This is a genomic window from Streptomyces sp. NPDC053048, assembly GCF_044547045.1.
Taxonomy (GTDB): Bacteria; Actinomycetota; Actinomycetes; order Streptomycetales; family Streptomycetaceae; genus Streptomyces.
This window is the reverse complement of record NZ_JBITZS010000005.1, coordinates 550605-564087: the sequence shown is the minus strand read 5'-3', so window position 1 is coordinate 564087 and position 13483 is coordinate 550605. Positions and strand designations below refer to the sequence as shown.

General features: G+C 71.8%; 15 protein-coding genes. 9 read left to right on the top strand and 6 right to left on the bottom strand.

What is annotated here, in order from left to right:
• Positions 1-51: 51 nt before the first annotated feature.
• Positions 52-795 carry a hypothetical protein gene (locus ACIG36_RS16525; protein WP_399927545.1) on the bottom strand — a complete coding sequence of 248 codons (744 nt, stop codon included), beginning with the start codon at positions 793-795 and terminating at the stop codon, positions 52-54.
• Positions 796-996: 201 nt separating this feature from the next.
• Here ACIG36_RS16525 and ACIG36_RS16520 point away from each other — a divergent pair, with 201 nt between their 5' ends.
• Positions 997-1233 carry a hypothetical protein gene (locus tag ACIG36_RS16520; protein WP_399927543.1) on the top strand — a complete coding sequence of 79 codons (237 nt, stop codon included), beginning with the start codon at positions 997-999 and terminating at the stop codon, positions 1231-1233.
• A gap of 11 nt (positions 1234-1244) precedes the next feature.
• Here the strand turns inward: ACIG36_RS16520 and ACIG36_RS16515 are convergent, their stop codons facing one another.
• Positions 1245-1496, bottom strand: a complete 252-nt coding sequence (locus tag ACIG36_RS16515; protein ID WP_399927540.1) for an SCO4226 family nickel-binding protein — start codon at positions 1494-1496, stop codon at positions 1245-1247.
• A gap of 157 nt (positions 1497-1653) precedes the next feature.
• Between ACIG36_RS16515 and ACIG36_RS16510 the strand changes: the two genes are divergently transcribed.
• Positions 1654-2292, top strand: coding sequence for a helix-turn-helix domain-containing protein (locus ACIG36_RS16510; RefSeq protein WP_399927538.1), 639 nt, complete (start codon positions 1654-1656; stop codon positions 2290-2292).
• Positions 2289-3611: an MFS transporter gene (locus tag ACIG36_RS16505; protein ID WP_399927535.1), complete on the top strand. Its 1323-nt coding sequence runs from the start codon at positions 2289-2291 to the stop codon at positions 3609-3611. The genes ACIG36_RS16510 and ACIG36_RS16505 overlap by 4 nt, the downstream gene beginning before the upstream one ends.
• Positions 3612-3648: 37 nt before the next feature.
• Here ACIG36_RS16505 and ACIG36_RS16500 read toward each other — a convergent pair whose 3' ends face one another.
• On the bottom strand, positions 3649-4536 hold the full coding sequence (locus ACIG36_RS16500) for an alpha/beta hydrolase (RefSeq protein WP_399927534.1): 888 nt from the start codon (positions 4534-4536) through the stop codon (positions 3649-3651).
• Positions 4537-4715: 179 nt separating this feature from the next.
• Between ACIG36_RS16500 and ACIG36_RS16495 the strand changes: the two genes are divergently transcribed.
• Positions 4716-5960: an MFS transporter gene (locus ACIG36_RS16495; RefSeq protein WP_399927532.1), complete on the top strand. Its 1245-nt coding sequence runs from the start codon at positions 4716-4718 to the stop codon at positions 5958-5960.
• Between the two features lie 25 nt (positions 5961-5985).
• On the opposite strand, the gene ACIG36_RS16490 is transcribed toward ACIG36_RS16495, so the two are convergent.
• Positions 5986-6942 (bottom strand): GlxA family transcriptional regulator, encoded by a 957-nt coding sequence (locus tag ACIG36_RS16490; RefSeq protein WP_399927531.1) that lies wholly within the window; start codon positions 6940-6942, stop codon positions 5986-5988.
• 110 nt (positions 6943-7052) lie between these two features.
• Here ACIG36_RS16490 and ACIG36_RS16485 point away from each other — a divergent pair, with 110 nt between their 5' ends.
• Together ACIG36_RS16485 and ACIG36_RS16480 are read left to right on the top strand one after the other, a co-directional pair.
• Positions 7053-7985 carry an NADP-dependent oxidoreductase gene (locus ACIG36_RS16485; RefSeq protein ID WP_399927528.1) on the top strand — a complete coding sequence of 311 codons (933 nt, stop codon included), beginning with the start codon at positions 7053-7055 and terminating at the stop codon, positions 7983-7985.
• A 51-nt stretch (positions 7986-8036) separates the two neighbouring features.
• On the top strand, positions 8037-8714 hold the full coding sequence (locus ACIG36_RS16480; RefSeq protein WP_399927525.1) for an alpha/beta fold hydrolase: 678 nt from the start codon (positions 8037-8039) through the stop codon (positions 8712-8714).
• 115 nt (positions 8715-8829) lie between these two features.
• Here the strand turns inward: ACIG36_RS16480 and ACIG36_RS16475 are convergent, their stop codons facing one another.
• On the bottom strand, positions 8830-10239 hold the full coding sequence (locus ACIG36_RS16475; RefSeq protein ID WP_399927521.1) for an amino acid permease: 1410 nt from the start codon (positions 10237-10239) through the stop codon (positions 8830-8832).
• A gap of 200 nt (positions 10240-10439) precedes the next feature.
• Between ACIG36_RS16475 and ACIG36_RS16470 the strand changes: the two genes are divergently transcribed.
• Positions 10440-10823 (top strand): MmcQ/YjbR family DNA-binding protein, encoded by a 384-nt coding sequence (locus tag ACIG36_RS16470; protein WP_399927518.1) that lies wholly within the window; start codon positions 10440-10442, stop codon positions 10821-10823.
• A gap of 87 nt (positions 10824-10910) precedes the next feature.
• On the opposite strand, the gene ACIG36_RS16465 is transcribed toward ACIG36_RS16470, so the two are convergent.
• Positions 10911-11159, bottom strand: coding sequence for a hypothetical protein (locus ACIG36_RS16465; protein ID WP_399927515.1), 249 nt, complete (start codon positions 11157-11159; stop codon positions 10911-10913).
• Positions 11160-11418: 259 nt separating this feature from the next.
• Here ACIG36_RS16465 and ACIG36_RS16460 point away from each other — a divergent pair, with 259 nt between their 5' ends.
• Positions 11419-12279 (top strand): class I SAM-dependent methyltransferase, encoded by an 861-nt coding sequence (locus ACIG36_RS16460; RefSeq protein WP_399927512.1) that lies wholly within the window; start codon positions 11419-11421, stop codon positions 12277-12279.
• A gap of 185 nt (positions 12280-12464) precedes the next feature.
• Positions 12465-13379: a phytoene/squalene synthase family protein gene (locus tag ACIG36_RS16455; RefSeq protein ID WP_399927509.1), complete on the top strand. Its 915-nt coding sequence runs from the start codon at positions 12465-12467 to the stop codon at positions 13377-13379.
• Positions 13380-13483 lie beyond the last annotated feature (104 nt).

Sequence of the window (13483 nt, the reverse complement as noted above, 5' to 3'; positions counted from 1 at the left end):
TGACGCGTGGGACCGATGAAGCGCAAGGGGCGGGAGGCGACCACTCCGCGGTCAGCCGGCGGACGCGGCCCCGGGTGCCGGAGTGCGGGCTGTGGCCGCCGCGGTGACGTCGGCGACCGGCTCCACCATGTCCGGCCCGTAGACGTCCGAGTTGACGACCCTCAGCAGCAGGCAGAACGTGCCGTCGAGCCCGTACCGCCGGGCCAGCCGGCCGTGGTGCCGGGCCAGATGCCGTATGGCCGCCTGGTTGGTGACCGCGCGCTGGCCGCAGGAGAGGAAGACGGGGCGGCCGCCCTGCGGCCCGGTGATCCGGGCGAGCAGCACGTACTCGGTCCTGCCCTTCTCCAGCCGGTACGTCTCCCCGCCGATGGTGAACGCGCCGCCGTCCGGAGCGTTCTCGTAGTCGGTGTTCACCTCGACGCCCGGCAGCAGCGACCGCAAGTGTGCCTCGGTACGGCGGTTCGACGCCGGGCCGCCCACGCAGAACTCGGTCCGGGTGCCGAAGCCCTGGCGGGCGGTGTCGTGCACCACGATGTCCGCGTGGGCCCCGCACTCCTTGATCAGGGCGGAGAGTTCGAGCAGGGCGAACGTGTCGTAGCGCGAGACGCTGTGCCCGCTCGCGCTCGGGTCCTGGTTGACCACGAGCAGACACTCCGAGCCGGTCGGCAGGCCGAGGAAGGTCTGCTGGCGACGGAGGCGGCGCCGCCACAGATAGGTTCTGACGAACCATCCGGCGGCGGCGCTGATGGCGCTGGCGGCCAGCCCCAGGACGATGTTGCGCACGTCGTCGTTCATAGGCGGGCAGCTTAGAGCCTTGGCCCTAGGGCCAAGGCTCGAGGGCGGGCGTCTGCGCGTGAGCGGGCGCACGGCGCAGCGCACAGCGCACCGTGCGTGGCTCGGCGGGTGCTCCCGTACGCCACCGCGGCTTGCGCTGGGTGGGGCCCGGACGGGAACGCTGACCCTTGTACGGGCGCGTATCCCGGGGCGGAGGCGGAGATGGGGCTGTTCTCGAGGAAGTCCAAGCAGTCGAAGAAGTCCAGGTCCGAATCGGACCGTGAGCAGGGCAAGAAGAAGAGCAAGGGCAAGAGCAAGCGCGGCGCGGGGGCACACGGCGCGCACAGCGTGCACGGCGAGGCCCACGGCTCGGAATCGGGCGGCGGCTCGGACGGCGGCTCCGGCGGCGGCTCCTGCGGATCCGGTGGATCAGGCGGATGTGGCGGCAGCTACGGCTGAGCCCTGCCCCGTCAGGAAATCGTGTACGGCACCGGGTGGATCTCGTCGGTCGGATGGCCCGCCCGCTCGTGGATGCGCTTGACCGCGTCCGCGGAGGGCCCCTCGGAGAGGCAGTAGACGGTCCCGGACTTCGGATCCGCCCATGCCCGCTCGAAGTGCACGCCTTCCTCGCGCTCGATTGCCTGGTCGGCGCGGTGCGCGGCCTTGAGCTGATCCTCGGTGATGCCCTTCATGTCGTGGTGGACGTCCATGAACTTCGTCATGTCCCGCACCTTCCTCATGGTGAACACCCCCCTCTTCCTTCCCTCTCTTCCATGATGCGCCCGTCGAGGCCCTGACGTCGGCAGTCCAGAGGGACTTGCAGAGACTCATTTGCAGAGATCTCTATGCAGAGAACCCTTTGCATCATAGGCTCCACCCGTGACCGATGAACCCGAGCACACTGAACCCGAACACGCTGAACCCGAACACACTCCGGCCGCCGCCAGACCCACCCGCCGTATCGACGCCCGCAGCCTGCGGGGACTGGCCCATCCCCTGCGGATGAGCATCCTGGAAGTCCTCGCGCTGGACGGGCCCGCCACGGCCACCCACCTGTCGCGGCGGCTCGGCGAGAACACCGGTACCGTCAGCTGGCACCTGCGCCACCTCGCCGAGCACGGCTACATCGAGGAGGAGCCGGGGCGCGGGACGAAGCGCGAGCGCTGGTGGCGGGCCGTCAGGGACGCGAAGCTGCTCGACGCCGCCGAGTTCCACGACGACCCCGGCACGCGCGACGCGCTCGCCGTCTACCTGCGTCAGCTGGCGCAGCAGTTCTTCGCCCGCACGGTGACCTACCTGGACGAGAACTGGGACGGTGAATGGCAGCACGCCGCCACCTTCTCCGACTGGCGCGACCTGCGGATGACCCCCGCTCAGCTCGCCCGGCTCAACAAGGACTTGATGGACGTCGTCGCCCGTCACACCCCGGCACCGGGCACGGAACCGGATCCCGGCGCGCTGCCCGTCATCGTGCAGATCCAGTCCTTCCCGCGCAGAGAGCGGGGCGGTCCCGCGTGAACCGGTACGTACGTGGCGGCCTGCTGCGCCGCCACCGCGACTTCCGGCTGCTGTGGTGCGGTGAGACGGCGGGCAAGTTCGGCGCGTCCGTCACCGGGGTGGCCGTGCCGCTGGTCGCCGTCTCCACCCTGCACGCGGGAACCCTCGAAGTCGGGCTGCTGAGCGCCTGCGCCTGGCTGCCCTGGCTGGTCGTCGGCCTGCCGGTGGGTGTCTGGGTGGACCGTTCCCGCCGCCGGCCGATCATGCTGGCCGCGGCGGCGGTGTCCGTCCTGCTGTTCGCGAGCGTCCCGCTGCTCGACCGGCTCGGCCGGCTGAGCATGGGCTCCCTCTTCGCGGTCACGCTGCTCACGGGCGTGGCGGCGGTGTTCTTCCAGACGGCCTACAGTGCCTATCTGCCCGGCCTGCTCGACCCCGAGGACCAGCCCGAGGGCAACTCCAAGCTGCAGGGAAGCGCTTCGGCGGCGCAGATCGCCGGTCGCTCGGCGGCCGGGCTGACAGCCCAGCTGGCCGGTGCGGTGAGCGCGATGTTCGCCAACGCCGGGATGTTCCTCGTCTCGCTGCTCTGTCTGGCGGCCATCCGGCACCGCGAGCCGCGCCCCGGCGGGCCGGCGGAGCACCGGCGCGGGACGATGGCGAGCGAGATCCTGGCCGGCCTGCGGCTGGTCGCCGACGACCGGTGGCTGCGCACGCTCACGCTGTTCGGTGCCGTCTCGAACCTGGGGCTCATGGGCTACCAGTCGATCCTGGTGGTGTTCCTGGTCCGGGAAGTGGGCCTGCCGCCCGGCACCGTCGGCATACTGATCGCCGTCGCGGGCGCGGGAGGCGTCGCCGGGGCCTTCATCGCCCGCCGCGCCGCCGGGCGCTTCGGCACCGCGGGCGCGACGCTGCTGTGCGAACTGGGCCTGGCCGTACCGGCCCTGCTCATCCCGCTCACGACCAGTGGCGCCGGCACCCTGCTCTACGTGACCGGTGGCTTCTGCGTATCGGCGGGCGTGGTCGCCGGCAACGTCATCAAGGCGGGCTTCCACCAGAGCTACTGCCCACCCCACCTGCTCGGCCGCCTCACCGCCAGCACGGCGTTCCTCAACTACGGCACCGTTCCACTGGGAGCGCTGCTCGGCGGAATACTCGGGTCCGTCCTGGGGCTCCGCCCCGCGATGTGGATCACGACGGCGGCGGTGCCGCTCGCCGGGCTGATCCTCTTCTTCTCCCCACTGCGCAGGACCCGCGACCTGCCGAAGACACCTCTCGGGTGGAGCGGGGCGCTGGTCGCCCGACAGGAGGGCAGCGAGACGCGGAGCGACCGCTCACCGGCATGACAGCCCGCGCCTGCACGGTCGAACAGGCCATCGTGCGTCACCGTGCCGGACGCCTCTGTCCCAGGCCCATCAGACGCAGCACCTGCGTCCCGAGCTCCGTCCCTTCCTTGCCGAGGTCCAGTGGGAGATCGAAGTGGTGGCGTCCGGAGACCACCAGGTCGGTCACCTCGGTGCCACCGGAGCGCGCCCACGCGACGAATTCCCGGTGCTGGCGGGCGTACTCCTCGGTCTCGTTCTCGCCGCGTGCCACCACGAGCGGCGGCATACGGACCGGCAGGGCGTGCAGCGGACTGCACGCGCGTGCCGTCCGCCGGTCCAGGCCGAGCGGCTCGTTGACGTAGGTGTCGACCAACGGCTCCAGGTCGTAGACGCCACTGAGCAAGGTCGCGCTGCCGACGGACGTCACCGGGTCGAGTCCCTCGCGCTGCCAGGATCCGGTGTCGGCCAAGGTGTGGACCACCAGTTGGGCGCCTGCGCAGAAGCCGCTCAGGTGGATCGGCGAGGGAGCGTTGGCCAGTTGCGGGGCATGCCGGCACAGCCATCGCACTCCGTCACCGACCATGGCCGTGATGGCCGGCAGCGAGTGCTCGGGTGCCAGCCCGTATCCCATGGCGATGAAGGCGGCCCCGGCCGCGACCATGTCGGGCGCGGCGAACGAGGACTCGGCCCGGCTCAGCTCCTGCCAGTAGCCGCCGTGCAGGAACACATGCAGGGGCGCGCCCGGACGCTCAGCCGGAAAGTAGTCGAACCGCTGCACCGGATGAGGCCCGTAGGGCACCGCCGTGTGCACGTCGAGCAGCCGGCGCGCCTCCTCGCTGCGCGTCGCGTACTGACGCAGGAAGGCCTTCATGTCGGGGACACGGGAACTGGGCGAGTACTGCCGTGCCAGTTCCTCGTGCCCGTAGCTTCCCCAGGGGACGGTCATACGGCCGCCACCACCATCACCACGAACCACGGATCTCCGCTGCCTCGGCCTGACATCATGCGGCCCATCCTGACCGCCGATCCGTCTGTACGTAAGGCTCACTTCGGCTGGAAGTGGCCCAGAATCATGAGCCCGCATTGGCCTCTGCAGCCAGGCCAATGTCCGCGTACTGTCAAGGCATGTCCCATCTGCTGCCGCCCGTCGGCCCCCAACGCACGCTCGCCCTGGCCCAGTTGACCAACTCCGTGGGCGACGGCGCGTACTACGTCACCTCGGCCGTCTACTTCACCCACGTCGTCGGCCTGGCACCCGCCAGGATCGGCCTCGGCCTCACCGTGGCCTGGGCCGTCGGCTCGGTCGTCGGGGTGCCGCTCGGACGGGTCGCGGACCGGCGGGGGCCGCGTGGCACGGCGGTGCTGCTCGCCCTCACGACCGGTTCCGCGGTCGCGTCCTTCCTCTTCGTACGGGGCTTCCTGCCGTTCCTCCTGGCCGCCTGCCTCTACGCCACCGCCCAGTCGGGCCTCGCCGCCGCCCGGCAGGCGCTGCTCGCGGGCCTGGTAGCCAAGGAGGAGCGCACGGGTGCGCTCGCCCACCTGCAGTCGACGCTCAACGCGGGCCTCGCCGTCGGCGCCGCACTCGGCGGGCTCGCGCTCTCCCACGGAAGCAGACCGGCCTATCTCGGCGTCTTCACGATCGACGCCCTGAGCTTTCTGCTCTGCGCGCTCCTCCTGTCGCGACTGCCGGCCGTCGCGCCCGTGCCCGCGGTCCGGGGCGTCAAGCTCGAGGTGCTGCGGGACCGCCCGTACGCCGTCGTCACGCTCCTCAACGCCGTGCTGCTCCTTCGCATGCCGCTGCTCGGCCTCGGCCTGCCACTGTGGATCACCGAACGCACTGATGCCCCCGCCTGGCTGGTCTCCGCGCTCTTCGTCCTCAACACCGGTGCCGTCATGCTCTTCCAGGTCCGTACCGCCCGCTCGGTCTCCGGGCTGCCCACGGCCGCCCGTGCCATCCGCAGATCCGGCGTGCTCATGCTCCTGACCTGCGGGATCTTCCCCCTCTCGGCCGGACGCTCCCCCTGGGTCGCGGTGGCCGTCCTGGTCGGCGGCTCGGTGGTCCTGGTCGCCGCCGAGATGCTGCAGTCGGCCGGTTCCTGGCAGATCGGCTTCGACCTGGCGCCGGCGGGGCGCATCGGTGAGTACCAGGGCTTCTTCGGCACCGGCACCACGGTCGCCCGCACCCTCGGGCCGCTGACCCTCACCGGTCTGCTGGTGGGGATGGGCGCGCTGGGCTGGGTGCTGCTCGGTGGACTGTTCCTGGCGGCGTCGTACGCGCTGTCACCGGTGACGCGCTGGGCGGCCGGAACGCGCCGCGAGCAGGACGCCGCCCCCGCCCCCGCGCCCGTCGCGGCACAGGCCGCCACCTGAGGCCACGCCAGCGCCGCCCGCCCTGTCATCCCGTGCGGAACGCCTGCCGATAGGCCGTCGGCGAAACGCCGATCATCGAGGCGAGATGCTGACGGAGTGAGGCGGCCGTGCCGAACCCCGCGTGGGCGGCGACCTGGTCGACCGGCAGGTCGGTGGTCTCCAGCAGCCGCCGCGCGTGCTCGACCCGCTGCCGGGTCAGCCACTGGCCGGGCGGCATGCCCACCTCGTCGCGGAACCGCCGGCAGAACGTCCGTACGCTCATACCGGCGTGCTCCGCCAGCTCGGCCAGGGTGAGCGGCTCGTGCAACTGCCGCAGGGCCCAGGCCCGGGTGGCGGCCGTGGTGGCGGCCGACGGCTCGGGCACCGGCCGGTCGATGTACTGCGCCTGGCCGCCCTCCCGCCACGGGGGCACCACACACAGCCGAGCCACCCGGTTGGCGACCTCGCTGCCGTGGTCGCGCCGCACCAGGTGCAGGCAGAGATCCACGCCGGCGGCGACCCCGGCCGCCGTGAGCACCTGCCCGCCGTCGACGAACAGGACGTTCGCGTCCACCTCGACCTGCGGGAACGACCGCTGGAAGTGCTCGGCCTCGTTCCAGTGCGTCGTGGCCCGCCGGCCGTCGAGCAGGCCCGCCGCGGCCAGGACGTAGGACGCCGTGCAGATCGAGACGACGCGGGCACGGGCCGGCAGCAGGGCCAGGGCCTGGGTCAACGCCTCGGGCAGCCAGTCGCGTTCCTCGTCCGGGCCGCAGGTGAACGGCGGGATGACGAGGGTGTCCGCCGTCCGCAACGCCTCGCTCCCCCGGTCCACGGTGATGGCGAAGTCGGCGCTGGTGGCGACCTGTCCGCCGTCCAGGCCGCAGGTGACGACCTCGTACAGCGGCTCCCCTCCGCTCCCGGCGGCCGTACCGAAGATTCTTACCGGAATGCTGAGTTCGAAGGGATAGACGCCCTCGAGGGCCAGGACCACGACACGGTGCATGGCAAGATCCTTCCAGATGATGGCAATCTCGCCACTCGTTCACCGCGTCGCCGTCCGCCGAGAATGATCACAACGGGCCGGAGCGGCCCGCCGGACGGGGAGGATGAACGATGCGTGCGATCGGCCAGGACGGCTTCGGCGGACCCGAGGTGCTGAAGGTGATCGAGGTGGAGCGCCCGGAGCCCGGACCGGCCGAGGTGCTGGTGCGGGTGCACGCCGCCGGGGTCAACCCGACCGACTCCTGGCACCGTGCCTCGGGCGGGCTGGCCGGCACCGTCGTCCGGCTCGGCTGGGACGTCTCCGGCGTGGTCGAGGCGGTCGGCCCCGGCGTGACCACGCTCGCCGTCGGCGACGAGGTGTTCGGCCTGCCGCGTCACCCGCTCCCGGCGGGTACGTACGCCGAGTACGTGACGTCCCCGGCCCGGCACCTGGTCCGCAAGCCCGACGGGCTGACGCACGTTCAGGCCGCCGCGCTGCCGCTGGCCGCGCTCACCGCCTGGCAGGCCCTGGTCGACGTCGCCGACGTGCGCCCCGGTCAGCGGGTGCTGATCCACGCGGCGGCGGGCGGCGTGGGCCACCTCGCCGTCCAGATCGCCAAGTCCCGCGGCGCCCACGTGATCGGAACGGCCCGGTCCGCCAAGCACGCCTTCCTTCGCGACCTCGGCGCGGACGAACTCGTCGACTACACCGCAACCGACTTCGAGACGGCCGTCGCACCGGTCGACGTCGTCATCGACACGATCGGCGGCACGTACGGGCCGCGCTCGCTGCGCACCCTGCGCCGGGGCGGCGTCCTGGTGTCGCTCGCCTCACCGGCCGAGGCCCACCTGGCGGACGAGGCCCGCGCCCTCGGGCTCCGTGCCGCATTCATGATCGTGGAAGCCGACCAGGCGGGCATGCGCGAGATCGCCGCCCTCGCCGGGCAGGGCCTGCTCCGGCCCGCGATCGACACGGTGTTCCCGCTCGAGCGGGCCGCCGACGCCCACGAACTCGGCGACGGCCGCCGTACCACCGGCAAGATCGTCCTCTCCCTTGTGAGCTGACACCACATCGCCGACCGTCATCACCATCACCGACCTAGGAATTCTCGCGACATGACCACCTTCGTCCTTATCCCCGGTGCCTGGCACGGAGCCTGGACCTACGAACCGCTGGCCCGGCAGCTGCGCGAACACGGGCACCAGGTCCACCCCCTGACCCTCACCGGAGTGGGGGACCGCCGGCACCTGCTCACCGGCACGGTCAACCTCGACACCCACATCGCCGACGTCGTCAACCTCCTCACGGACGAACAGATCACCGACGCCGTACTGGTCGGGCACAGCTACGGCGGCATGGTGATCACAGGCGCCGCCGACCGCGTCCCGGAGCGCGTGGCCGGACTGGTCTACGTCGACGCCATGGTCCCCGAGAACGGTGACTCGTGCTGGTCCCTCGTCACCGAGCAGGAGCGCGCCTGGTACCTGGAGGGCGTGGGCGAGACCGGCTACACCAGCGCGCCCCTGCCGTTCTTCGACCCGCGCGCCACACCGCACCCGCTGGCCTCCCTGCTCCAGTCCGTCCGCCTCGAGGGCGGGCTCGACCGCTACCGCAGCAGGGACTACGTCTACGCCACCGGCTGGGACGGGCAGTCCCCCTTCACCGCCCTCTACGAACGCCTGCTCGGCGACCCCACCTGGCGCACCCACGCCCTGACCTCCGGCCACAACGTGATGCGGGACGCGCCCGACGAACTGCTGAAGGTCCTGCTGGCGGCCGCGCGGGAGGAGTGAGTCCCTTCCTCGGCGCCGGGACGAGCGAGTCCCGTCCGTCCCCGGCGCACACGAAACGGCCGGATCCCCCGCTCGCAGGGGATCCGGCCGTTTCGTGTGCGCCGGGGCGGGCCGTTCAGCCGGCGGCCGCCGCGGCGGCCCGCTGGCGCACCCAGCCGGTCACGGCGAGGGCCAGGGCCAGGCCGCCGGTGAAGTACAGCTGCAGCCGGGTGTCGGTGTCGAGGGTCATCAGGACGAGCACCCCGGCCACGCCGGCCAGCGTCACCCACGTCAGATACGGGAAGCCCCACATCCGCACCACGAGCTTCTCGGGCGTCTCGCGCTCCAGCCGGCGGCGCAGCAGCAGCTGGGAGGCGGCGATGAAGCCCCACACCACCAGGACCACCGCGCCGACCATGTTCAGCAGCCAGGCAAAGACGGTGGTGGGCCACCAGTACGACAGCAGCACGGCGAAGAAGCCGAACGCGGAGGACGCGAGCACCGCGCGGCGCGGCACGCCGCCGGAGACCTTGGCCAGGGCCTTGGGACCCTGTCCGCGCGAGATCAGGGAGTAGGCCATGCGCGAGGAGCCGTAGATGTTGGCGTTCATCGCGGACAGCAGGGCGATCAGCACGACCACGTTCATGATCTGGCCGCCGGCGGGAACGCCGAGGCGGTCCAGGACGGCCGCGTAGGGGCCCTGCTCCGTGACGGCCTTGTCGTCCCACGGGATCAGCGTGACGATCACCAGCATCGAGCCGACGTAGACGACGCCGATCCGCCACATGGTCGTCCGCACGGCCTTGGCCACGCCGCGGACCGGGTCCTTGGACTCGGCGGCCGCGATGGTGACCGTCTCCAGACCGCCGTAGGCGACGACCGAGGCCAGTAGGCCGGCCAGCAGCCCGTCGGCGCCGTTGGGCAGGAAGCCGCCGTCGTGGAGGAGGTGCGCGGTGCCGGGGGAGTCGCTGCCGGGCAGGAAGCCCAGGATCGCGAGGCCGGCAAGGACGAGGAAGATCACGATGGCGCCGATCTTCAGGGCGGCGAACCAGAACTCGAACTCACCGAAGTTCGAGACCGCTCCGAGGTTGGTGCCGCAGAACAGCGCCATGAAGACGAGCACCCACAGCCAGGACGGGGTGCCGGGGAACCAGCCCTGCATGATGTGGGCGGCCCCGATCGCCTCGACGGCCACGCCCACGACCAGCAGGGTCCAGAACATCCAGCCGGCGGTGAATCCGGCCCACGGGCCGATCGCGCGGTCGGCGTGCACGGAGAAGGACCCGGAGGCCGGGTTGGCGGCGGACATCTCGCCGAGCATCCGCATCACGAACATCACGAGCAGGCCGGACACGGCGTACGCGATCACGATCGAGGGGCCCGCGGCGGCGATGCCGGCGCCGGAGCCCACGAAGAGGCCCGCGCCGATGACGCCGCCGAGGGCGATCATCGAAAGGTGCCGCTGCTTGAGCCCGTTCGACAGCGAGGAGCCCTGAGGTGGCGAGCTCTCGGTCACCGGGGGAGGAGACGGGAGTGTCCGGGTCATGGTCGAAACCTGTCCATAATGCGAGATCGGAAGACTCGAGTATGGGCGGCGAGCCGAGAGGCCGTCTCGCTCGTCCGATATTCGGACAGTCGCCTCACGGAAAGTGATCGCTACGCGCCAGTCGCACTCGGACGGTGCGTCACGGGCGCGACCGACGCGCGCTGCGACGGCTGTCCGGACGGCTGTCTAATGTAGTGACCATGATCAATGCTGATGACGTCCGCCGGATCGCGCTGTCCCTGCCGGAAACGGTCGAGAAGGAGGCGTGGAGCATGCCCACCTTCCGGGTCGCGGGGAAGATGTACATCACGATCCCGGACGACGAGACGTCGTTCGCCGTCCGCTGCCCGAAGCACGAACGGGCCGAATTGATCGCGGCGGAGCCGGAGAAGTTCTGGGTGCCGCCGCACGAGGAGAGCTCCGCGTGGGTGCGCGTCCGGCTCGCGGCCCTGGAGGATCTGCAGGAGCTGCACGACATCCTCGTGGACTCCTGGAGGCAGGCGGCGCCGGAGCGCCTCGCGGACGCCCTGCCCGCCGTGGGGCACGACAGGGCGGCGGGCGCCGACTCCGCCGGGAACGGCTGAGGCGCGGCGCGCGCCCACCCGGGCGGAGAGCGTTCCGGCTCCGGCTCCGGAGCCGACGGGCGGGTGCGCCGCAGCCGTCAGGCCGGATCAGGCTTTCGGGGGCTTGACCCAGCCCTTCTTCACCAGTTGGTCGCAGTGCCACTTGGCGTAGCTCGGGCTTTCGTGTCGTTGCTCGACGGCGAGTTTGACGCAGTCCGCATAACGGAAGGGCGGCTGGTCCCCGGGTCCGGGTACGCGTACCTGTGCACGGTGCTCGGGGACGGCACTCTGGGCGGCCGCCGTGGACGTGACCGTCGCACAGACCGCGGCGGCGGCAGCGGCCAGGGCGATACTCATCCAACGCACAGCGATTCTCCTTCTTCCTCATTCCGGGCGATTGACTCGCCACTGCACAACGAGCCTGTCCGGTTGAGGCAACGACCTCCCGAGAAGTCCCTTATGGGGCTCACAGGCGCATCGGCTCGCGAGCTCACTCGGCGCGGCGCCCAACTTGCGGAAACAGCAACAACGTTTGGCGATCGGGCCCGCTCGGGCGCATTGTCGGCGCCAGGAGGTGTTTTCCACCATGGAAGAACAGAGCGCTGGAGCGGGTGGGATGGACAAGGCAATGGGCAAGGCTGACAACGACTTCGACTGGGCCGCCATGGCCGACATGCTCGAGCTCGAGGGCGAGACGCACAGCCCCTACGTGCGTCAGGCCTTCGAGGAGCTGAGCCACCTGACACCGCGTCGGATCCTGGACATCGGCAGCGGCCCTGGTGTCGCGGCCTGCCGGCTGGCGGGCATGTTCCCGCAGGCCGAGGTCACCGCGGTGGACGGCGAACCGGAGCTGCTGGCCCGTGCCGGGGAACGGGCCGGGCGGCTCGGCGTCCGGCTGCGGACGCGGGTGGCCGAGTTCCCGGAGGGACTCGCCGGGCTGGGGACCGCCGACCTGGTGTGGTCGGGCCAGGTCGTGCACCACGTCGGCGACCAGCAGGGGGCCCTGCACCGGCTGGCCGGGCTGCTCGAGCCCGGCGGCGTGCTGGCCATCGTCGAGGGCGGCCTGCCGGCCCGCTGGCTGCCGCGTGACCTGGGCTTCGGCCGCCCGGGGCTGCAGGCCCGGCTGGACGCGGCGATGGCGGACCGGTTCGACCGGATGCGTGCCGAGCTGCCCGGAACGGTGTCGGTGGTCGAGGACTGGCCCGGCATGCTGCGGGCCGCCGGACTCACCGAGGTGCGCAGCAAGACCTTCCTCGTCGACCACCCCGCGCCCCTGGAGGAGGGACCACGGCGATCGGTCCGTCGGCAGCTGGAGCGCAATCGCAAGGTGGTCGGCGAGCTCCTGGACGCCGAGGACGTCGCCACCCTGGACCGCCTCCTCGACCCGGCCGACCCCGCGTGCGTCGACGAGCGCCCCGACCTCTTCCTGCTGACCGCGAAGACCGTGCACTTCGCCCGCCGCCCCGAGCACGCATGAACGCGGCGCGGACCAGGCGGTAGGCGCGGGCCGGTCCGTGGACGCCGGTGGGGCAGGCCTCCCGCGCGCCTGAAAGAGGCGGCGCGAGGGCCTGCCCCACCGGCGTCCGCGGACGCTGTGCGCGATGCCGCGCCGGATAGGCTCTGACCTGCTCACAGCCGTCCACCCGGGGGGAACTCGCCGGCATGTACACATGGGATCGAACGCTGACGATCGCCCGAATAGACAAGCCCCGGCTGCGCCGGGACTACACGCGGCAACGCGCACACGTCGCGGCCTACCGGCGGCCCGCCTACCTCGCTGTCCGGCTCCTGCTGCCCCCGGCGCTGGTTCCCCACGTCATCGCCGCCACGGCGTTCATGCACCACACGGACAACCTGCTCGAGGAGGGAGAGGCCGCTTCGGGGACGAGCGCCGAAGAGGCCCGAGTGCTGTGGGAGAAGGAGGTCCGCGAGGCTCTGGCGACGGGCGGGAGCGAGCACCCCGTGCTCCGGCCGCTGCTCCACACCGTCACCCTCCACCCCCGTCTCCGCGGCCACGTCGAGGAATTCCTCGACGGCGCCTCCCTGGAGCGGGACTTCGCCGGGTTCTCGGACGAGGCCGACTACCAGCGCTACGTCGACGCGTACTCGCTGCCCGCGTTCATGCTCATCGCCTGCCTGCTCCTCCACCCGGACGCGGACCCCGCCGCCGCCCGCGAGCTCTGCCGCGCGTACATCGACGGCAGCCAGCGCCTCGACTTCGTCAACGACCTCGCCGAAGACCTCCGTGACGGCCGTCTGAACCTCCCGGCCGAGGTGCTGGCCCGGTACGGGGTCACGCGTGCCGATCTCGAGCACGGGCGGGACATACCCGGCGCGCGCCGGCTGCTGCGGGCACTGCTCGAGCAGGCCCGCCACGACCTGCTCGGCAGCCGGGGCCTGCCCCGGCTCGCACCGCCCGGTCACCGGGCCTTCGTCCGGGCCGCCATCACCCTCGAGGTGCTCACGGCCGACGCCGCCCTCGACCGGGGAGCCCGCCTGCTGCACGGCTCGGCGCGTCCGTCCGTCCCCGCGCTGCTGAGGCTGCTCCTCCGCGAGTACGGCCGCCGCGGCCGCTGACGGCAGCCAGGCCCGAGGGGCCCCGGACGCCCCCGCCAACCCACACCGACAAGCGCCGAGGTCGCCCACCCCTCACTGTGGGAGGAGAGGGTTCCGTCCCGGCG

Excerpts from the sequence above, each read along its gene's own strand:
- ACIG36_RS16525 (WP_399927545.1), bottom strand. The coding sequence starts at position 795 with ATGAACGACGACGTGCGCAACATCGTCCTGGGGCTGGCCGCCAGCGCC.
- ACIG36_RS16520 (WP_399927543.1), top strand. The coding sequence starts at position 997 with ATGGGGCTGTTCTCGAGGAAGTCCAAGCAGTCGAAGAAGTCCAGGTCC.
- ACIG36_RS16515 (WP_399927540.1), bottom strand. The coding sequence starts at position 1,496 with ATGACGAAGTTCATGGACGTCCACCACGACATGAAGGGCATCACCGAG.
- ACIG36_RS16500 (WP_399927534.1), bottom strand. The coding sequence starts at position 4,536 with ATGACCGTCCCCTGGGGAAGCTACGGGCACGAGGAACTGGCACGGCAG.
- ACIG36_RS16495 (WP_399927532.1), top strand. The coding sequence starts at position 4,716 with ATGTCCCATCTGCTGCCGCCCGTCGGCCCCCAACGCACGCTCGCCCTG.
- ACIG36_RS16490 (WP_399927531.1), bottom strand. The coding sequence starts at position 6,942 with ATGCACCGTGTCGTGGTCCTGGCCCTCGAGGGCGTCTATCCCTTCGAA.
- ACIG36_RS16485 (WP_399927528.1), top strand. The coding sequence starts at position 7,053 with ATGCGTGCGATCGGCCAGGACGGCTTCGGCGGACCCGAGGTGCTGAAG.
- ACIG36_RS16480 (WP_399927525.1), top strand. The coding sequence starts at position 8,037 with ATGACCACCTTCGTCCTTATCCCCGGTGCCTGGCACGGAGCCTGGACC.
- ACIG36_RS16475 (WP_399927521.1), bottom strand. The coding sequence starts at position 10,239 with ATGACCCGGACACTCCCGTCTCCTCCCCCGGTGACCGAGAGCTCGCCA.
- ACIG36_RS16470 (WP_399927518.1), top strand. The coding sequence starts at position 10,440 with ATGATCAATGCTGATGACGTCCGCCGGATCGCGCTGTCCCTGCCGGAA.
- ACIG36_RS16465 (WP_399927515.1), bottom strand. The coding sequence starts at position 11,159 with ATGAGTATCGCCCTGGCCGCTGCCGCCGCCGCGGTCTGTGCGACGGTC.
- ACIG36_RS16460 (WP_399927512.1), top strand. The coding sequence starts at position 11,419 with ATGGACAAGGCAATGGGCAAGGCTGACAACGACTTCGACTGGGCCGCC.
- ACIG36_RS16455 (WP_399927509.1), top strand. The coding sequence starts at position 12,465 with ATGTACACATGGGATCGAACGCTGACGATCGCCCGAATAGACAAGCCC.